Raw genomic sequence first — 19843 nt, forward strand, 5'->3', positions numbered from 1 at the left:
AGCCATTCCACTCCATGTTGACACTGTCATGTTGCTCCTCGTTATAGCTTATAGGCGGCGGGTAACCAGCCGGGAGCAGGCGGCAGCGGAGAGCAGTTCCAGGGATGCTGCGCTGCCAGCTCCTGAATATCGTCGTCATACAGTCCTGTCCCGCCAAAATCAAACGCCGGCCAGCGCTGGCAGGCATAGCAGTAAGCCAGAAAACCTTCATCCCGCTGCCGGGTCAGCCAGTACACCCAACTGATGGCGTAAATGTCCTGCGAGTAAGCGCCCCAGGCCACAAAGAATGCAAACCGGGTCCAGTGTGCCAGTTCAGGGTAAAGTGGACGCATGGCAGCCAGTTCATTCAGTGTCTGCGGGTCGAGACTGAAATCCTGCTCTTCCGTGTCGGTAACAAATGTCTCCATATCAAACTCAAACTTTTCCATTCCCGGTGTTCCTTTATTGTGGAGAAATTCCGTCTGTACTCTGTGTCAGTGAACCTCAACCTTTTAACACTACCAGTACCAGCAGGAGAAATATCAGCGTCAGTATCTTGTCCTGCGTGGACAGTCCCAAAAACATCTGGATGATTCTCAGTAATAACTCACACATATCAACAAGCCCCTCATGATTCAGAATCTTTGAGGCCCGATAGTAAGGAGTCTGTACTTTGCGTATTTTGTAAAGTCCGGTAAATCCTCTGGCGAAGACTGAGCGCGCTTCCTCATATACGGATGAAACTGTCACTCAGAGTAATCACACTCCCCGGCATAATATTTTGCCACGACCGTCCTTTTCGTACGGTGCTGACTCTGTCCGGACATTTCTGCGTTAATTGATGCCGGGATTATCACCTGGTGTGACAGTCCCGGACGCATTAGGAATTTTCCCCACGTCGCTTAGGAATTTTCTCGCATCACTCACATGGGTGATGATAACGCCGGATGTAATCATTCACTTATAACATCACGGTAGTGATAATAAGCAGACACATAACAACGACATTAAATTACCGGACGATGTTTTTCAGATGATCCGATTTTCTGCTTATTCACAACTTTCCGGAAGTGTACCACGGGCAGGGAATAAGCAAAGCGGTCTTTTCTGCCCCTGCGCGCCGGGTCACAGGGAAGGTTCATAACACAACATCTGGTAGCAAAGCAGCTGACTGAGACGCTACATCTTGTGTTACCGGGCCGCAGCGCGCGGGTGCGGTTCGCGGAGATCCTACTCTGGGAGTTTTCGGATCTGACCGGGAAAAGGGAAAGAGTGTATGTAAGTTCTGTACTGTATGTACTGTATGTATTAACTGTATTGTATGTATTATATGTATTACGTGTATTGTGTATTTTTTACACCCGGAGTACGATGGCGCCATTCCCTGAGAAACCGGAGCCAGACCATGACCACCCTCTCCCCGGACACCGTCCGCCGCATTGAAGACGCCGCTGCCGCCCTGATCGCCGCCGGCACCCCGAACCCGACCAACGAGCAGGTCCGTCAGCACCTCGGCGGCGGCTCCCTGTCCCACATTTCCCCGGTGATGCGCGCGTTCCGCGCCCGCCAGCGCGAGCAGGCCGCTGAGCAGGCCACGCCCCTGCCGCCGGAGCTGGCGCAGCTGCTGACTGGCCAGCTGGGGCTGCTGTGGCAGGCCGCGGTGAAACAGGCTGAAGCCGGAGCCCTGGCGGCGCGCGAGCAGGCCGACGACGACATTGCCCGGGCCGACCAGGAGCGGGACGAGGCCCTGGCGACGGTGGCCGCCCTGGAAAGCGAGCTGGCGGTGCTGCGCGAGGTGGTGGCCGAACGTGACCGCCTGCTGCAGGAGGTGCGCGAGCTGCGCGCGGAGGCGCTGCCGCTGCGTGAGCAGGTGGCCCGCCTGACCGCCACCGGCGAACACCTGGCTGTGCAGCTGCAGGACACGAAAGCGGAGCTGAAGGAAGCCCGGGAGGACGGCCGTCAGCTTCAGACCGAACTGCTGGCCCTGGCCCGCCAGGAAGGGAAGGTGAAGAAATGAATGCGGACACCCGGGCCCGCGTGGAGGCCTTCCGTCGTGCGCTGGAGCTGGCTGCCCGTGAACGGTCCGGCGAGCCGGTACCGTCCGTCTGGCGTACCTTTCTCGCGTCATTTCCACGCGGCTGCTGCGAGCTGGCCAGCCAGACTCTGGCGGAATATCTGACGGAAGACGGCAGCAACCTGCACCCCTATGTTATCGGCATGAAGTGGAATGAAGGTCCTGATGCCCATGGCCATGTCATTGTCGCCCTGGACGGGGAGTACATCGACCTGACGCTGGACCAGTTTGACGGGTATGACGACCGGATTGTGGCGGAGCCCATTGAGTACGACGGGCAGATCGCGGCATTTATTCGGAACGTCCGGGCCCACGGCGGGACCCTCACCACGCGTAAAGTAACCCTCGATGTCATACCGTACGAAGGCCATAAGCTGTATGGCTGGCTAAAAGCCACGGCGGACAGTCTGCTGGCTGCGTCAGGACAGGGCAGGGCACCTGACAGTATGCCTCAGCTGGTCTCCACGGAGATCCTGCCTCAGTACCGCGACAGAACGGTGGCTGCTTCGTCAGATAAGGCCACTCACGTCACTGAGCGGAAAAAACGGCAACCAATGACGCACGTGGGGATCATTACCGAATGCTACCGGCCCCGCGAGGTCAGGCTGCGGGAAACCCGCACTCAGTGGGTCAGCGAATGCGGTCTGCGCTTCAGAAAGGCCACCGGCGCCGCGGCCGGAAGCGGCGTCTGGAGTGCAAACCGTCTTGATTTAAAGAGCATCCGGAAAATCCAGTCTGAAGATTAACGGTCGAAGATGCCTGACAAACACATCAACCCGTCGCGCCGCTTCCACTTCCATATGTACACAACCTGCCGGATCAGGATGGCGGCAGGACTTGCACCCTATGTGCCAGCCGCCTCGCCTCTTCCTGATCCCGGTATTCATTCGCCTTTTTCATCATTTCTGCCGTTGGCTCCGGCAGTTTTTCAAAGAATTCCTTAAATCGTTTAGCGACCGACTGCAGGGAAACACTGTCCGTGCGGGCGGTATTCTGATTCGTGTAAACCAGGCGGGCAAGGGGTCTGGTCAGCTCCTTCCCTTCCATGAAGCGTTTGAAGATCCAGAGATAAATATCAACCATCTCCAGCCCTGCACTTTTTGTACCCGACTGGAAGACCAGCGGTTTGGCCGGCATGTTCTTCATATCCATAACAGGTAAACCGGGTCCGAGTCCCCAGGGCTGTTCGCGGATCTGGTAATAGAACTGGCTCAGCTCCCGCTGGGTGGTGTTAAACTGCGACTGCTGGTCCACAATGATGTCAGCTTTTCTATTCGGTGACCCCAAGCGGGAACAGATACCGTGCAACACTGACTGGAACCCGATCATGTTGGGCATGATCTGCAGCTTTTCCTTACCGGTTTTGCAGTTATATCCCAGTTCGTCAAAGTGGACCATCGCCCAGGACAACGCATCGGAAATCAGTTCTACCGAACGGGGATCGCCCAGAGTATGGACACGCGAAAGTAACTCCCTGCAGACCTCACTGAACAGGGATGAGGCACGCTCATCATGGGCTTCGTGACGGGCACGCCACGCTTTTTCAGCCAGTTCATCATCGAACAGGTTTGCCAGATTCAGCAGCAGCGGGTACCGCAGGGGTGTCCAGTAAGCAGTCCAGGGCACCACCGGATTCAGTCCCTGATCGAACACCTGGTCGAAGAACGAAATAATGGCGTGATCCCGTTTAACCACCTGCCAGACATCAAACCGCATCCGGTGCTTCTTCTGCAGGACAAGCAGCGTATCAACCACCCCATCAAGGCGGTGCATGCCCAGTTCTGCGGCGTGCAGGCGCTGTACTCCCAGTTTGTTACGCAAGGCAGCAAGATCTGCTTCGGCAACCTTGTCCAGGTCATCCGGTGAGGAAAGCACGCCGTAGGAAAGGACGGGCTGGGTGCGGTCAAAAAGATTCGGACCGGTATGACCGGTTTCATCCACATAAAAATGCATGCAGGGTTCCTTTGTCAGGCAGGCGCAGGCGAAACGATATTGTTTACGCGACTGTAAAACCTTTCTGTCAGTGGGTGCAAGAGAACCGGTTAACGCTTTTTTCGGATCTGCGGAAAGGTTGTGCTCAAAAAACCAGCAGCATGGGACTTGTTACTGAAGGTTATGTGCACTCTTTAACGAAAATGATGGTGTTCTTTTAAGTATCGGATTAGAAAGGTGATGAAATAATGACAATAATTTTTAAAGGATGATTGCTCCGACTATGAATATTATCAACCCTTTCCACACACAGTGCAGTGCCAGAATCCCCGATATTTACCCCGACCATGTACCGCGCTCCCCCATAACATCCTGGCTTGATGCGGCGCATGTTCTGGCTTTTGCAGGAGCTAATGGTGATATTGCGTGGCATATTGAAAATGAACTGGAGAATGGCGGTGAATACGCGAACTGGAGAGCAAATATGCCGACAGTTACACCGCAAATTTTACTGGACTATCAGCAGCTGTACCCCCTTTCGCCAGAGCGGATGGCTCAGGCGGACAACGAGGTAAATACCCATGGAATGATGATCCCCCATGGTCAGATTCTCTTCCACGGTGGCCAATGGATGGGAAAGAAAACTGTTACTAAACTTAGTGACCCCTTTGCCACGACCTTCTGTCCACAGGTTGCCATGCGTGAAGCTGAGCACTCAGGGAAAGCATACAAGGAAGGCTACATTGATCTGATGGTCATTACGGTTATCGATCCCCAGGTCAAAGCCTTCGTGTTCGACATGGATGAGCCAGAAAAGGGAAATGAGCTTGAGGTGCTGTTTGCGGCCGGGGCAACGATAACTGTTACCAGCAGAACCTCTATGGGTCACAACTATCCTGTTTATGGGAATCCAGAAAAAGAAATTACGACCTACCTCGTTGAAGCGACACTCAGTTAAAAACAGAAGGGCGCAATGTGCGCCCTTAATATATGAGCTCGTTGCGCAGAGTGAGTTTTCGGGCGACTGAGTCCCCATATGCAGGCCGATAAGCGCCGGCGTTCGCTGAACAAATTCTGTCTCTAAATCTGAATAATTGCCCACTCAAACCTCCCGCTCCAAATGCTTCAGGCCAGCAATTCCGACTTAGCCAATTTCCGGATCTGCACGGCGGGAAATCCGTAAACGATATGATAATTAAAGCAAACACATAAAATCATACTAAGTGTGATATTTGTCGTAATTCATAACATCATATCTGATATGATGTTTACTCATTTAGTAGAAAATCATTCTGGATATGATTTTTTACTTCACCGGACATTTTCAGACGGAGCGTGCAGGATGGATGAGAAAGAAGTGAATTTTTCACTCAGCTATGAGCAGCTTTTTCAGGAAGCGGAAAAGCAGATAAAAAAACGGAATCTCAGCAGGACCGGTGAGTTTTATGTCCATGAGAAAATTATGGCCAACGACATACTGATGTTCTGGCACAGTCTCGCCCTGCGTGGTTATCAGGGCATTCCTGATACGGCGCGCATCGATGCTGACTGGCAGCGTCTGAATGCCCACATTGAGAACGAGGGCGAAGTATCGTGACAACAGCTAACGCCCGTCGCCCGTCACCGCTTCAGCGTCGGGTGCTGATTGTGCTGGCCGCCCTCGGGGAGAAACGTCCGGGGCCGGTGGCCACGCGGGATATCGAGCGCGTACTGGCGCGGGGCGGGGAGGCGCCGGTGTATGGGCCGAATCTGCGTGGCTCCTGCCGGCGTATGGAGTCCGCAGGCTGGCTGCGCACCCTGCGCGCCCCGAACCTGCAGCTGGCCGTCGAGCTGACGGACGCCGGCCGTGCGCTGGCCGCCCCGCTTCTGGCTGACGAACAGGCGCGTGTCCTGGCTGAGCAACGCGCGACAGAGGTCCGGGTTCTGCCCCTGGTCCGGATAAAGCCGGTATACGAGTCTGACAGGTTCGGTGACGACCGGCCGGTGGCGCTGGACGGTCGCTGGCACCTGGCGTGCCGGGGCGACTACGTTATCCGTCTCGACGGCACCACCTGCCTGCAGCTGTGGAACACGGCCGGGCAGGTGACGCGGCTGGGAGGCGACCCCCTGCAGGTGGCTGAGTGGTTGCAGGCCTGTCACGATGCCGGCATTGATATCCGCCTGCAGATCAACGAAAGCACCGCGCCTGAACAGGGTACACCTGTCCTGACGAATGCAGAGTTTCCCGGCGGACAGGCTGCAGACACGACGGAAATCTGGTACCGGCACCTGCTCAGGGCACTGCGACAACACGATGTGCAGGGGCTGTCCGCCACAAACCCGGAGCACCTTAAAGCAGTGAAGCCCGGCTGGCGTAATAAGGAACAACCGCTGCAGGAACGTTTTCTGGCGCTGGCAAAAGCCGTGGAGGGGACTCCTGATGCCCTTCGCTCGGATCGGTATGAAGAAGATACCGGCCATTTGATGACACCGATGCTGGCCGGATTCGGGTTCACGCCGGACCAAACTTCCCGCCTCATCCGCCTTATCCGCTGGCCGCTGATGAGTCAGGAAGAATATGACCGGCGCGAGCTGAACAGCCTACTGGATGAACTGGAACAGCGACAGCTGTACTGCAACCGCGAGCAGCTGACTGAGATTGTGTTTTCACCGGTCCGCCAACCCGGCGAGCGCTGGACTGACCGTCTGCAGTGGCTCCTGATGACGGACGGATTCGGGTTCTGCAGTCCGCTGTCCCGTGACGCAGGCGCCCGGGCGTTGGCGATCCTGGCCGGCTACACGGGGCAGGAGGTGGCGGAACATCTGGCCACGGTGATCGTCTGGAACAACCACAGCGCGGGGACGCCGTCATGAGCACAGGCAACGTCCATTTGATTGTAACCTGCACGCGCCGCAAAACCGTGCCTGCAGGTGATGCGGTCTTTCCGGATGAACGTGACGTGGAGAGAGCTTACGGGCTCTGGATGGAAAGACTGGCGCAGGCCTGTCGCGGATCGCCCCCCATGACCGCCGGCGAACTGTATACGGGCCAGCACTGGTGCAGGGCAGTTGCAGCTGCGGCGCGAAACGGTGCCGAAATGTGGGTGATTTCAGCTGGCCTGGGGCTACTACATGCCTCTGATCCCGTGGTCCCGTATGAGGCGACATTTTCCTCGATGCCGTTCTGCCATCGCACTCACTGGGAACGACTGACAACACGTCCACTTTCGGAACGACGGTGTACCTCCCTGAAAATGCTGATGCAGGCAAGGCCTGACGATCGGTTTGTAGTGGCGGCCTCCCCAGTATACCTGCGTGCCGTGGAATCAGACCTTCTCGCGGGAAGGTACACGCTACGAGCACCTGATCAGTTGACGGTTGTCACCTCAAAAGGCTATCAGGGCAGCCTGAAGGACAGTGTCCGGTATACGAGCGCAGGAATGATGAAGGGGCTGAATACCAACATGACAGGATTAAATATTAGTTATGCCGTGCAGTTGATTGGTAATGAGGAAGATCGCACCAGAACAGCACATGAGGTATATGCATGACCCGTCTGTTATGTTCAATAGTTATGATCGTTCTGACGTTTTCTGCCAGCGCGGATGTCAGCGGCAGGGTTGTGCGCGTGCTGGATGGAGATACCGTTGAGATTCTTGAAACAGGGAACAGAGTGACCCGTGTTCGTCTGGCCGGCATTGATGCACCCGAAAAGAGCCAGCCCTTTGGCCAGCGCTCCCGTCAGGCTCTTTCATCGATGGTGGCGCAGCGAACCGTAACCGTCACGGGAGGAGATACGGATCGTTATGGACGGCTATTGGGTACGGTGTGGCTTGACGCTAAGGACGTGAATGCCGAACAGATCCGTAAGGGACTGGCCTGGGCGTACCGATATCACGGAAAACCCATCAAACCTGACTACGCTGCCCTCGAAGACGAAGCCAGACGTCTGGCAATCGGACTCTGGTCAGCCCCCGACCAGACAGAACCCTGGCGTTGGCGGAAGCAACATCAGGGATAAGGCTCTCTCAATGACGCCCTGAATCCGAACGTTGCCGACAGCAGGGGAAACCGATTACCTGTGCCTGTGTGAAAATGCCTGCATCCTGTGCTACGAGTGCTCACGATGCCAGACGGCCGATTTGACTGCCAGTGCCAGTGCGCGTCCTTCTCCTTTCTTTTCCTGTTATACATAGCAACACACAGATATATATTGACGGAAATAAAATGCACTTAAGTTAAAACTAATGGACATATCAGAAAACAACCTATAAATTTATATATGTGCGGTAGAAACAAGTCTAATTAAATATATATCATTAACAATTTCATCAGGAGTTCTAAAATGAATAAGAAGAGTGACAGAACCTTTCCTAAACCATTTTATTTTGCAGTTCTGTATGTAATAACGTTTTCCTTTTCTTACGCATGTTTATCTGAAATTCAACTAATTGTGTCAAATAATAATTCGCAAATTGATGCGGTGTGGCCATTAAACTGGATTACAGATCCGAACCAACGCATCTATGGTGCAGCTTTTTTAGGAGTGCTAATCTGCTGGGGTATTAAAGTTATTTTTACAAAGTATAAGAATTCGCAAAAAAAATCCATCTGAAGCCCATGCCTTTTCAGCAATGGCGGACGCTTGTTCGCCTCCTGAGCTATGCCTCAAGTCGTATTCCCTCCAGACTTTCCCTCGTTCGGCGCATAGCTAATGCATCCAGTCGGTAATTACTAGGCAAAAGACGGACATAACGCGAATTAAACCTAGAAAAAATCGAGCCGGCAGCAGATGACAAAGTTTTTTTCGACGCTGTCGCTGTATAGTGCTTACTGTTCCCTTTCAACAACGTCATTCTTCTCCCGATATTTATTTAGCCCGCTGTTTGATCCATACTCGATACTGTTAATAATACCCACTGCATCGGTCTCGAGTATTACTGTAGTTGTCCCGTAAAAATACCTACCCATAAATATCACGCTGAATATTTCCGCTCCAAACAGCTATTTCTTTGTTGTCTTGTTGACGAGGTCTTTTGTACACAGGGTGTCGAACGCTAAAATTTATGTTCCACGGAAATTTCGGCAGTTCCAGCGGCTACCGGTATAAACGGAGAATAATTATGCCGCGTGGCGGCATAAAGGCGCCAACAGATGTTAAACATTACACTGAAAGTGAGTGGCGCCGTTGCCCGGCGTAGCCGGTTACAGTTCTGATAGGTTCCACCAATCCATCCCTTCCCCCTGTTAAGCCATAATCCGCAAACAGGCTGCTCAGAAAGCTATGTGCGCCGTCGGAGTGGTCACGACAAGGCTTTGCCGCAGTCGGGGCGTATCTCCGCGTTAGCGGGCCGTTAGGACCGCTTACGGGCGTGTTACCCTGGACCTGTCGAAAGTATAAATTAAAGCGGCTCAGGATATAGTTACAACATTCATCATTAAAAGCGATGTCTTCCGGCCCCTTGGGCCGGGTGGCGGCGCTTTTCAGTGGTGAGTTTGTGTGAGGAGTTGAAGATTTGGAAGGTCAGTTACCAGATGTTGGCAGTTTATAAAGTTTTGCACCCTGCCCGCCATTTTTGGCGGGAGCTACTTTAAGGCGCAAAGCGCCTGAACCGAACCGGCGCGGACAGCGTCCGCTGCAAGGGCGGGCGTTTTACACATGTCCACAGGACAGGTGCTGAATAGGTTTTATTTTTAAAAGTAAGTAATAACTGAAGTTTAAAAGAAAGAAGATCGGGGGTTTAAAAGGATCATCGTAGTTTGTAAAAAAACCATTTAGTGGTTTGAAAGATATCCTTCCAGTGGATTGAAGCAATACCCTCTTGTAGTTTGTGTGGATAAGTAGAAGAACAACGAAAAGCGGCGAAACATTGGGCGATCGGTCACAGAAATGTGTGACCAACCAAGGTCGGATTTTGTTTAAGTTTATTCACCCCGAGGTCTACAGGACGAGTATGTCATTCAGAGACCTGAAACAGGGACTTGGACAGGTGAAAACTGCAATACAAGCTGTAAAGCAGGCAGGCGTAAACCGGCGCCAGGGCACCAGGTCATATAGATTGTGTATTAGCAGGCGTTAAGTTGTGACGAGCAAGGCATCACCGAGTCGAGCATAATGGCCACGCGAGAGCTTCATTCGCTCAGTGACACGACGTTCTATCTCGTCGCGCACCGAATCAAGAGTACCGAAGAAGCGGCCCTTACTGATTTCTTTCTGGAGCTGCAGACGAACCAGTTGCTCAATCTCTTTACGCGTTCGGGGAGCATCCTTACGCGCCCTGTGCCGTTTCATGCCGTGTTCATAACGTGACTTATGATACTGTCGGAAGCGTTCACGCACGAATGACCAGGCTGCACTGATAAGTTCATCTGCACCGGCGCGAGGTAGCCCTTTCTTCTCACGTTGCTTGTTCTCCCACTCGATACGGCTGCGACGGGCTGCAGCAACTGCTTCCTCAGACACTCCCAGTACCTGCCACATCAGCGGCGTGAAAGTTATGTCTGTGGGGATATTGCAGCCAATTTCTTTGTCGTATTCGGTGTTATAGGTAATGAGATTGAGCTGAGCGAGAAACTTCAGAGCCCCCGTCAGGCGGGTGATCGACAGACGTTTTTTTTCCGTGGCCAGCCCGCAGCGAATGCTCATGGTAGTAAGCGATGAACCAACGCGATTAGCCAGGGGATTAAAATAATGGCACATTGCCTGAACAGCTGCTTCCAGAGCCCGTATGCGCAACACTGGAGGGCGCTTTTTGCGCTCACCACGGGCGATCAGCATAGCAACCAGAGCCTGAAACTCTGCACGCTGAGTGAAGCCAACAGCTTTCTCGCGAATTTTTTCACAGAATGGCAGGGTTTTCTTTCCCTTTTCAGGAATGAACTCTGGATTCGGATTTTTTACCTGGCGGTAAAGTGTAGTAGCTTCAGAATTCTGCTTACTCACTACTTCCTGCGCTTATGTTGCACAGAAGGAGTAAGCACGGAATCTCTTGTCTTTTTTCGCGCACGGGTTATACTCCCATACAGAAGCAACAACTTCTGCATGATTTGTTAAGGACCCCGTTAATCTCGCGATGCCGCCAAGTATCTAAGATTATCGGGGTTTTTGCTTTTCTGGGCTTAGTTAACTAACCTGCCAGAACCTGTCACCTTCTAAGGCGTGACAACCTAATAAATTCATTTATAACAATAAGTTCACCGACTTTATCACCACAACAATGCAGGATCAATTTTTAGGATCTCTCCAGCACCAGGATTAAGCTTCACTTCTGGAACGATGCGCTTCTGCGTCTCGTTTTAAGCTCTCGAAAAGCTCTAGTGGTACAAGATAAAACGCCGGCGCGCTACGATTCAGAATAGCAATAGCATCACCCTCTGCTGACTCGACAGTCCCTAACGGATCCCTTTTGAACTCCGTGATACCAGCGACTTTCGTGCAATGTATCGGATGTGCCATAACTCCTCCTGGTTTACAGATAGCACCTACGAATTATTGTATCGTAGCATACAATCAGACACTTAAAAGCATCATTAACTAATATTATGATCGCTGATCAAACTCAGTTAAGTGTAGTTTTACATGATATAGTACATCCGCACACAGAATATACCTCTAAAATTCAAATAGATACGGCCATTAGCGGATGATGTCTAAAATCATTTCTTCAAAAAAAAATTCCAACTTGCTCCTCAGGTCTTAAACCTGATTTCCAACAGCAGGGAACCTATGACAATCAAGAATGGTAGCCTGCAGTATGTAGCAGTAAACCAAGCCTTTCTTAGGTTATTAAAACTCCCTTATGATTATCCTATTGTAGGTAAAACATTAGACCAACTTCCTACATCCTTAGCTTACCTTTCACAGCGAATACACAATCAGGAAGAACTTGTTATGGAGCATGAAGACCAGTTCTCTTCAATCGTTACGCATCCAATAGGTGAGAGCAACTCTATACATGCTTTGTACTTCGAGTCCCGGCCCTATTATGACGATGAAGGGATCTGTTCCGGTACTATGCTTCAGGTAAGACCTGTTGATATTTTTGGACCAGATAGCTTACTGTCGGGAGACGTTCCCAAATCGTTGGTATATAGGGTACCGTCCGAGATATTTACTAATGCTGAATGGGAAGTCATTTTTTTAATATCTCTTAAATACAGCAGGAAAATTATGTCTCGGATATTAGGGACTTCTTTAAAAGCGGTAGAACACAGAATCAGCAGATGTCTGCAGAAAACCGGGACCGCGTCAGGGGCCGAGCTAATAGAAGTTTGCAAGAAGAATAACTGGGATGCCTATATCCCCCCTCGATTTTTAAAGCCGAGATTTCGATTATTCAGAGCTGATCCTGATGCGTATCTAGTTGACTCATCACTAAGCAAACAGTAGTCTTCAACAGTCATAGTAAATCCTGTGACCGGGCGTGAGAACCCGTATCTACACGTGCACATAGACACGCATAGCGTGTTTTTTTGTGTACTGAACCAGCACATCTGTGTAATGGCGGTTCAGGTAGGGCAACCGTAAGGTTGGCCGGTACCGTGTAGGCCGGTTTCTCACCCCTGCCTGGGCTGCCACCAGAGCGTGAGAACTCCGTGGTAGCCGATATCATATCTACACGGGAGCTTCATCTACAATGCTCAAGAACTTATCAAAGAATTCTCAATCCCCCTTAGCAAATAAACTTGGCTTTCAATGCCTTGTAGCTGATGTGTTCTCTAAACAGAACGCCCTAATCCATACCACATATCACAACATGTTCAATGGGGTTTCTCCCCATTAAGGGAGATGCATTTTACGCGTAAATTTATTACGTACTGATTTGCCAGGGGACTTCACAATGATTAATGAGAACACTATTAACGCCCTGCATAGCGTTTTTCCTGAACTTTCCAAAAAACAGTTAGAAATTGTGACTCTGTATGCACACGGAAATACATATGAATCCATTGCTGACATTTGCAATATCTCTGTTGAAACGGTCCGATCACATCTTAAGCGAAGCACTAAGGCTCTGAACTTAAAAAGCAACGATGCAATGCGGGCAGTAATATTGTCACGCTCATATTTTTTTATGATTTCATTGATGATCACAAATTAATCAAAAAATGCACCCCTTAAGGGTGCATTTTTAAGACTTGGACTATTTACACTTTACTTTGGTTTACTGGGATAGAATTATACGCGCAGACCTTTAAGTATTGCCGCCAATTTTACTTGAGGGTCTACCCTACAAGAGCATTCTGAGCTATGAGACCCCCAATACAGCAGGCAAACTTAAGTGTTTGTTAGTAAGACTGTTAGTCGTCATGGTTGAGTATGTTCGTCCCCGTTGAACATTGAATTATCCCGTCATGGATCAATTCTGCGCGAAGCGTTCAAAAATGAATATTGAGACTGTATGTAACCAACAATGGTATCTTGCTCTCTATATTACGGGGGGCAAAAATCGCGAGAAATTATTCGGCTGGCTACACGACAGGAGAATTACTCCCTGGACGCCATTATCCTTAACGAAAATACGTCGTGCTGATGCACCGCATGTTTTCAGAAAAAGGGTATCTGCAGTTTTTCCTGGATATTTTTTCCTAAAAGCCAATTTTGATGTTCAAAAGATAGATACTATTAGGGCGCACTCAGCCTTCTGCGATTTTGTGAAGTTCGGTAGCCAAATCACCCCAGTGAACACAAGGGTGGTTGAAGCATTAATGAAAAAATATCCCGACCCTACCCATCACCCTGCAGCAAGGGATGAACTGGAAGTTGCATCAAATATTTGGCTTACAAAAAGTCAGTACAAACGCCTGACACAGCTAGAAAAAATGGAACACCCAATATCCAGGACAGCGATGTTGTTCGATATGATCACCCATGCTGATGCATGGGGGTTTTGAAATGTAATTTACCGTAGCCTCTTAAACTGGCCTTAACCAGTTATCACTCCATCCCTTTTAGTTTCCCCCGTCTATGGGGGCTTTTTTTTGCACCGTTTTCCGGCAATGACGTCTGGGCTGGTCCTACCCGATGAACAACCTCTGTTCCTTTAACCAGCCAGCACTCAGGCTTCCTTCATTCTGGCGGAATGAAGGTACAGACGTCATTGCCAGAAACCGGAACCTAAGAGAGACAAACCATGCAATCCACCCAGGAACAGGTCAGCCATCTCTTGTGGTGCATTCTCGTTGCCTTACGTACGGCAGTCGAAAACCATCACATAACCTCAGAGCGTGGCAAACGTAGATTCATCACTGAATGGTTAAGCGGAGCAAGAAGAATACCGACATTCAAAGGAATGGGAAGCGAGTTCATGACTATCCGGCAGTTACTCGAAACCGAAAAAAAACGCTCCATTGATGCCGTACTGACTACGCTCTGGACGAACTCTGTATCAACCGGGAACTGCGATCTTTTTCGATTCCGGGCAGTACTTAATTCACTTCTAGGACTTGGTTGGAAACACTGCCTCTGCCCCTGGCCTGAACAAGTTGTCACCGAAATCATGGAGCGCCAGCGCACTCGGAAGAATCACATCCTGCAGCTCACTCGTATGGAAGAAGCATTTACCGCAACAGGCTCAATGATTTCACCTGTCACATTTCAACTCCTGCTGAAAAAAAACGAGGACGAAGAAGTTGAAAAGTCTTTCTATCTCGATCGTTTCTCTGTTGTTCGAGGCCGGGACACCTCGTTGTCTAAAGCTACTTTACGCACTCTCTATATCGGACATAGTACCCTGCCGGAAACCGCATGGGGAGCATGGGGAGATCGAGAAAATGTCGGCAGCGGTAATCTCTGGCGGCCAGACCTTCACTGACCGATAACAAAAGGAACAAACCATGAAGTTTCGACCATTCACCCGGGACGTCAGCGTGCATAAAATTGCCCTGCCCCTGTTAATACCGTCACTGTTGAGCAGCTGCACGGGATTTCAAAACCGTAATGTCGCACCAGACACCCCTGCACTCGTGTTTGTAGACGGTCAGATCAGCGACAGCGCTGATATAATCAAACAAACACAACGACGGATAGCGCCTCCGGCCGCTACACCTGTTCCCGTACGACAGTCGGCAACTGCAGCGCAGTTATCGAAGACCTCGCCTTTACCTCAACCAACAATGCTGGCTTCCTCCACAAGTAAATCCAGCGCACCTGGTTCAGTCGCGAACCCATCACTGTCAACACTTACATTTATCGGCACACCGGGTCCCGTTGAAGTTCTGTCATTATCACCGGCGCGCAACCTCACACTCGAACAGTGGGTCAAACGTATCATTCCCACTGGCTGGGCACTCAACTACGAGAATGCACTGCGCCCTGTCCTGAATACCCGTATCGTCTCGGTATACACCAATGACCAGTGGACTAGGGTGCTCAACCGTTTGCTGGAAGAGCAATCAATCCAGGCGCAGGTGGACTGGAATCGTCATGCCGTCACACTGCAGCGAAAGGGTCAATCTGCTCAGTTAAAAACCTCTGCGTCGTCCACTGAAAACCGAACAACTCCTGCCCAGGCAGCCGGCGTACCGAAAAACCCATTCAGCGGCCCGGATTCAGCCCAACCAGTAGCGCAGGCAACTGTTAAATCTCCGGCCCCTGTAACGACAAAATCGGCGCAGACACCGGTAGCGGTGAAACCGCAGCCAGTCACAGGACAACCGATCGCACCTGTGATTCAGGGCAAAACCTGGACGGCACCGGCTGGTACAACTCTGCGGGAAATGCTGATGAAATGGGCACAGGACACCCGCTGTGAATCTGGCGCTTCACCACACTGGACGGTTATATGGCCTGTCGCCGTGACGGATTATCGGCTTGATGCTCCGCTGACATTCCGCGGTTCATTTGAAACCATGCTCGGCCAAATGTTCGACCTTTACCGTACCGCACAGAAACCGCTTTATGCAGAAGCTTCCCGCATGCAGTGCGTGGTATCAGTCACAGACACTCCGGCAGGTCGATGATGGGCTGGGTCATACTGGCCATCGGTATGATATTTTTCCTTATCGCCGGTGATATAGATTCCCAGCGCAATCAGAACAGTCGGACAGCTATACAAACACAGAGCGGCCAGTTTTATGCATCCCAGTTCCTGACCATCGCTAATCGTGTTAATGACTGGCGTTACAAGACAGGTCAGAAGGAGGGCGCCATTCCAACCGATCAACTGGGTCTTCCCTTCACGCCCGACAGCCGAATCCAGTACCGGTTACTTCAGAGCAGATTGTGGATCTGGATGCCGGAACAACCTGGGCTCGTTGATGCATTACGGGCACAGAGTCGCGGTTCGGCACTTATCGGCACCATGAGAAGTGGCCAGCTAATCTGGCTCTCCGGTCTTGCCACCGGACTCACGGCACCACAGGGCGTTTCTGAAGGCGCCGTGGTTTACCTCAACTAATCCGGATTTTCCCCATGAAGAAAACCCTTTTGCGGCGCCTGCTGATGGCGTCCTGCTTTGCCATGCTCGCAGGCTGTACCTTCTCTGAAATCAACAAAATGCAGACGAAGGCTCAATCTGATGCCACGGTAGCCCGCGCGCAGGCGCAGCTGCCACGAACCCAACACCAACAACCACTGACCTGGACGGACCGGCAGTGGATTAACCCCAGCCCCATTCCTGTCGCCGTACGGGAAAGAAACCGCCAGGCTCCGTCCTGTAACATAACTCAGGCAAAAAAGAACATTACGCTGCAGGAACTGGCACAACGCATCACAGCTTTGTGCGGCACACCAGTCATATTTACTCCTGATGCCATTGATATCAGCCAGAGTAGCGTCAGCACCGGCGTCACACGCCAGATGAGTGGCTCACTCCCCCCCCCTGATGACAGTGGGCGGACACCACTGGCAAGCCTGGGTGGCGTAACCTCTCCGGCAACAGGCGGAACCAGCCAGCCCCTGAATCTCACCGGATTGATGTGGCAGGGCGATCTGGGCGGGCTTCTGGATCTGATGGCCAGCCGTAGCGGTCTCTACTGGCGAATGGATAATGGCACCATCGTTTTCTACCTGATGGAAACCCGGACCTATTCGTTGGCCATGCTGAATACCAAAACGTCCAGCACGTCGAGCGTCAGTTCAGGAACGACCAGCAGTATGGGGGCCACCAGTGGCACGGATAACTCCGCATCCGGGGAATCCACCACCTCCCAGAGCACAACTACCGGTCAGGAATACGATCTGTATGCTGATCTGCGCAAAGCTGTTGAGTCCATGCTGACTCCAAATAAAGGCCGCTACTGGCTGTCCTCGTCCAGCTCATCACTGATTGTGACGGATACACCTTCAGTACAGGCTGCCGTGGCCCGTTACGTGAACGAGCAGAATCTCATCATGAACCGGCAGGTAGCGCTGAATGTTGAAGTACTGAGCGTCGGTAATTCACGAAATGAAGATTTCCGGATTGACTGGAATCTGGTCTACAAGTCACTGCATTCAGCTGGCGCAACGCTTAATAACGCTACCGGGGATCTCTCTGGCGGTATATCTGCCGGCGCATCCATTCTTGATACCGCTACCGGTAATGCCGCGAAGTTTGCTGGCTCCAGCCTGCTGCTAAAAGCACTGTCCGAACAGGGTGATGTCAGCGTCGTCACCTCTCAGTCCAGCACCGTGACAAACCTGACGCCCGTGCCTATCCAGATGGCAGATCAGACGGTTTATGTGGCACAGTCGGCTACAACAACCACCACTGATGTTGGCGCCACCACAACTCTGACTCCGGGGATGATCACTACCGGGTTCAACATGACCCTCCTGCCGTTAATTCAGGAAACAGGTAATGTTCAGCTGCAGGTGAACTTCAATCTGTCTGATCCACCTACTATTCGTAACTTCACGTCAAAAGACGGCAACTCCTATATAGAGATGCCATATACCAAACTGCGCTCCCTGAGCCAGAAGGCAAACCTCCGGGCCGGGCAGTCGCTGATCCTCACCGGCTTTGATCAGAACAATACCTCCGTCAATAAGTCCGGTACCTTCACGCCAGGGAATCCGCTCCTGGGTGGAAGTCAGTCAGGTAAAAACGAGCGAACCACTTTGGTCATAGTGATCACGCCGACGTTCCCGCAGAACTCCGGAGGCTGAAATGAATGATGAGGCTTACCTGTTTACAATCCGGGATGGAAAATCCCGCAGCCGTTACTGGCTGGCGGGAATGGACTGGGCACCAAAGGAAAGGCAGAAATTCCGGCTACCGTCATTTCAACTGAGAAAAGCACGGCCCGCCAGTACAGCAGGTATCGGTGTTAATGCTTCCAGTGAACGAATAAATGGACGGGACAGGCAGCAACAGGTAGTTGGGGGCGGCCGATTGCCAGCCCGTCATCGCCGGCATCAGCTTTACTCACTGGCGCTCGCTTTTTGTGCCAGTACACGAAACGGATATGGTATTTACCGACTGAATAGTACTGATTTCGTGTTTCTGGCCAGCATCAATGGTTTGCCTGCCGTCACCGCCGATAAAACGGGGGGCGCAGACAAAATGCAAACGCTGCTGACACTGTTCCTGAGCATGAATGAACCGCCGTCAGAAGGATGGAAGTGTCTGGCCACAGTGGACACCCCGCTTGAAGCCAACAGTCTCTTTACCGGACTCTCTGCGCGTAGACGACAGCAATGCCGTGTACATGTTGATGGACTGCAAAGACAACGCTGGTTTTTAGCCAGCGCGATATTGCTGATGGGTACATTTGGCATTACCTGGTGGCAGGCTGCCACACCACCAGAGGAGCCGACGCTCACCGCCGAGGAAATCCAGGCCAGGGCCCGCGCGATGTTTGCCACCCAGGTAAAACCTCAATCTCTGCCTCACCCCTGGGCACACGAAGTCACGGCTACGGATCTTCTCAACGATTGTCAGAGACGGACCGATCCGGCGAAGTATGTTCTGGAAAGCTGGAAGCTGACATCCGGAACCTGTTCACCTGATGGGATAACACTTCTGTACCAGATTATGCCGGGCGGTACAGTAGAGGGATTCCTGGCCCGCGCCCGGGAAGTTTTCGGTGTCACACCTGTATTCAATCTGAAAGAGGGGGGGCGGGAAGCCAGGGTTACACTGGCTCCCCCTGACAGCCCACTCAAAGATGAAGCCGTGCCGAGCAGCTCAACGCAGTTCATCCGTATCCTCTCCTGGTTCCAGCGACAGCAGGTCATGCTCAACATCACTGATGTAGCTGCACCTCCAGTCCTGCCAGGGGCGAACGGAGAGCCGCCTCCCGTGCAGGACTGGCAGGAATACGTGTTTAGTTTCTCCGCTCCCCTCCCCTCCATCATGTTATTCGACGGTCTGGATGAAACTGGTATCCGACTAACCCGAATCTCTTTCGAGCTGAATGGCAGTGCGTTCAGCTATACCACTGAAGGTAAAATTTATGCGTCAGCAAAGTAACTTTCTGCGACAGGCGACACTCTGGCTCCTGCTGCCAGTATTCAGTCCATTACCTGTTCAGGCCTCTCAGTCAACTAACCAGCAGGTATCACAACCAGCCGAAGTGACAAAAGGTCAGCTTGAGCAACTGCATATCCGAAACATCATCCTCCAGGCAGAAGTGCAGGGGGCGCAACTTCAGCGCCAGCTGGAGGAAAACCAAGCCGGTGCCGGTACCGTCGCCCCTTCCCTTCCTGGAGCTATCGTCGGTGAGACTTCACTGCCCGGCCAACCTGCACGCACAGTTCCCGCAAATAATCGTCCTGTCGTGCTGGAAATCAACGGTCGCGACCAAAAACTCCGCGCCACACTACAACTACCATCAGGACAGTCACTGGTTGTATCGCCGGGGAGCCGTATTCCTGGTCTGGAGAGCACTGTCAGGAGTATTACGCTTGCCGGTGTCACACTCAGCGATGGCACTCTGCTTGCTTTCGGAGACTAA

At 51.9% G+C, this 19843-nt stretch carries 20 protein-coding genes and 1 pseudogene; 17 read left to right on the top strand and 4 right to left on the bottom strand.

The genetic code is table 11. From position 1 onward, the window contains the following. Positions 1–41 precede the first annotated feature (41 nt). Entirely contained in the window at positions 42–428 is a 387-nt protein-coding gene (locus BZK40_RS20075) for a hypothetical protein (RefSeq protein ID WP_079935182.1), read from the bottom strand. Between the two features lie 956 nt (positions 429–1384). On the opposite strand from BZK40_RS20075, the gene BZK40_RS20085 reads away from it, so the two are divergent. Together BZK40_RS20085 and BZK40_RS24880 are read left to right on the top strand one after the other, a co-directional pair. Beyond that, the gene (locus BZK40_RS20085; RefSeq protein WP_048227678.1) at positions 1385–1996 is read left to right on the top strand and encodes a DNA-binding protein; all 612 of its coding nucleotides are present in this window, start codon (positions 1385–1387) and stop codon (positions 1994–1996) included. Next, positions 1993–2799, top strand: a complete 807-nt coding sequence (locus BZK40_RS24880; RefSeq protein ID WP_053069314.1) for a hypothetical protein — start codon at positions 1993–1995, stop codon at positions 2797–2799. Before BZK40_RS20085 ends, BZK40_RS24880 begins: the two co-directional genes overlap by 4 nt. Positions 2800–2872: 73 nt before the next feature. Here the strand turns inward: BZK40_RS24880 and BZK40_RS20095 are convergent, their stop codons facing one another. After that, on the bottom strand, positions 2873–4006 hold the full coding sequence (locus tag BZK40_RS20095) for a DUF3800 domain-containing protein (protein WP_048227679.1): 1134 nt from the start codon (positions 4004–4006) through the stop codon (positions 2873–2875). A 262-nt stretch (positions 4007–4268) separates the two neighbouring features. Between BZK40_RS20095 and BZK40_RS20100 the strand changes: the two genes are divergently transcribed. The 6 genes from BZK40_RS20100 (at position 4269) to BZK40_RS20125 (ending at position 8579) form a co-directional block, all read left to right on the top strand. Continuing rightward, complete coding sequence (locus BZK40_RS20100; RefSeq protein ID WP_079935183.1) at positions 4269–4943, top strand: hypothetical protein; 675 nt, start codon at positions 4269–4271, stop codon at positions 4941–4943. Positions 4944–5327: 384 nt separating this feature from the next. Beyond that, a complete protein-coding gene (locus BZK40_RS20105; protein ID WP_079935184.1) occupies positions 5328–5582 on the top strand; it encodes a hypothetical protein in 255 nt (84 codons plus the stop codon). Next, positions 5579–6838 carry a hypothetical protein gene (locus BZK40_RS20110; RefSeq protein WP_048227681.1) on the top strand — a complete coding sequence of 420 codons (1260 nt, stop codon included), beginning with the start codon at positions 5579–5581 and terminating at the stop codon, positions 6836–6838. Before BZK40_RS20105 ends, BZK40_RS20110 begins: the two co-directional genes overlap by 4 nt. Then, the gene (locus tag BZK40_RS20115; RefSeq protein ID WP_048227682.1) at positions 6835–7515 is read left to right on the top strand and encodes a DUF6884 domain-containing protein; all 681 of its coding nucleotides are present in this window, start codon (positions 6835–6837) and stop codon (positions 7513–7515) included. Before BZK40_RS20110 ends, BZK40_RS20115 begins: the two co-directional genes overlap by 4 nt. After that, positions 7512–7985, top strand: a complete 474-nt coding sequence (locus BZK40_RS20120; RefSeq protein WP_048227683.1) for a thermonuclease family protein — start codon at positions 7512–7514, stop codon at positions 7983–7985. Before BZK40_RS20115 ends, BZK40_RS20120 begins: the two co-directional genes overlap by 4 nt. 324 nt (positions 7986–8309) lie before the next feature. Next, positions 8310–8579 carry a hypothetical protein gene (locus tag BZK40_RS20125; RefSeq protein ID WP_079935185.1) on the top strand — a complete coding sequence of 90 codons (270 nt, stop codon included), beginning with the start codon at positions 8310–8312 and terminating at the stop codon, positions 8577–8579. Positions 8580–9128: 549 nt separating this feature from the next. On the opposite strand, the pseudogene BZK40_RS25080 reads toward BZK40_RS20125, so the two are convergent. Beyond that, positions 9129–9464, bottom strand: a pseudogene (locus BZK40_RS25080) (replication-associated protein RepA4); the annotation flags it as partial. Positions 9465–10040: 576 nt separating this feature from the next. Continuing rightward, positions 10041–10907 (bottom strand): plasmid replication initiator RepA, encoded by an 867-nt coding sequence (gene repA / locus BZK40_RS20130; RefSeq protein ID WP_048227619.1) that lies wholly within the window; start codon positions 10905–10907, stop codon positions 10041–10043. Positions 10908–11669: 762 nt separating this feature from the next. Between repA and BZK40_RS24970 the strand changes: the two genes are divergently transcribed. The 9 genes from BZK40_RS24970 to pilP all read left to right on the top strand — a co-directional run bounded on the left by BZK40_RS24970 (position 11670) and on the right by pilP (position 19843). Beyond that, positions 11670–12353, top strand: coding sequence for a helix-turn-helix transcriptional regulator (locus BZK40_RS24970; RefSeq protein WP_255366017.1), 684 nt, complete (start codon positions 11670–11672; stop codon positions 12351–12353). Between the two features lie 451 nt (positions 12354–12804). Next, positions 12805–13065, top strand: coding sequence for a helix-turn-helix transcriptional regulator (locus BZK40_RS20145; RefSeq protein ID WP_048227622.1), 261 nt, complete (start codon positions 12805–12807; stop codon positions 13063–13065). Positions 13066–13348: 283 nt separating this feature from the next. Next, positions 13349–13858, top strand: coding sequence for a transcription termination/antitermination NusG family protein (locus tag BZK40_RS20150; RefSeq protein WP_048227623.1), 510 nt, complete (start codon positions 13349–13351; stop codon positions 13856–13858). Between the two features lie 239 nt (positions 13859–14097). Beyond that, on the top strand, positions 14098–14778 hold the full coding sequence (locus BZK40_RS20155; protein WP_048227624.1) for a hypothetical protein: 681 nt from the start codon (positions 14098–14100) through the stop codon (positions 14776–14778). A gap of 22 nt (positions 14779–14800) precedes the next feature. Next, positions 14801–15925 carry a TcpQ domain-containing protein gene (locus BZK40_RS20160; protein WP_053069305.1) on the top strand — a complete coding sequence of 375 codons (1125 nt, stop codon included), beginning with the start codon at positions 14801–14803 and terminating at the stop codon, positions 15923–15925. Then, positions 15922–16362: a type IV pilus biogenesis protein PilM gene (gene pilM / locus BZK40_RS20165; protein WP_224773767.1), complete on the top strand. Its 441-nt coding sequence runs from the start codon at positions 15922–15924 to the stop codon at positions 16360–16362. Before BZK40_RS20160 ends, pilM begins: the two co-directional genes overlap by 4 nt. 14 nt (positions 16363–16376) lie before the next feature. Beyond that, complete coding sequence (gene pilN / locus BZK40_RS20170) at positions 16377–18053, top strand: PilN family type IVB pilus formation outer membrane protein (RefSeq protein ID WP_048227625.1); 1677 nt, start codon at positions 16377–16379, stop codon at positions 18051–18053. 1 nt (position 18054) lies between these two features. After that, on the top strand, positions 18055–19359 hold the full coding sequence (pilO2, locus tag BZK40_RS20175; RefSeq protein WP_048227626.1) for a type 4b pilus protein PilO2: 1305 nt from the start codon (positions 18055–18057) through the stop codon (positions 19357–19359). Next, positions 19343–19843, top strand: a complete 501-nt coding sequence (pilP, locus tag BZK40_RS20180; RefSeq protein WP_053069306.1) for a type IV pilus biogenesis protein PilP — start codon at positions 19343–19345, stop codon at positions 19841–19843. The genes pilO2 and pilP overlap by 17 nt, the downstream gene beginning before the upstream one ends.

Origin of the sequence: Citrobacter portucalensis, assembly GCF_002042885.1 — a bacterium.
In the GTDB taxonomy this organism is placed as follows: domain Bacteria; phylum Pseudomonadota; class Gammaproteobacteria; order Enterobacterales; family Enterobacteriaceae; genus Citrobacter; species Citrobacter portucalensis.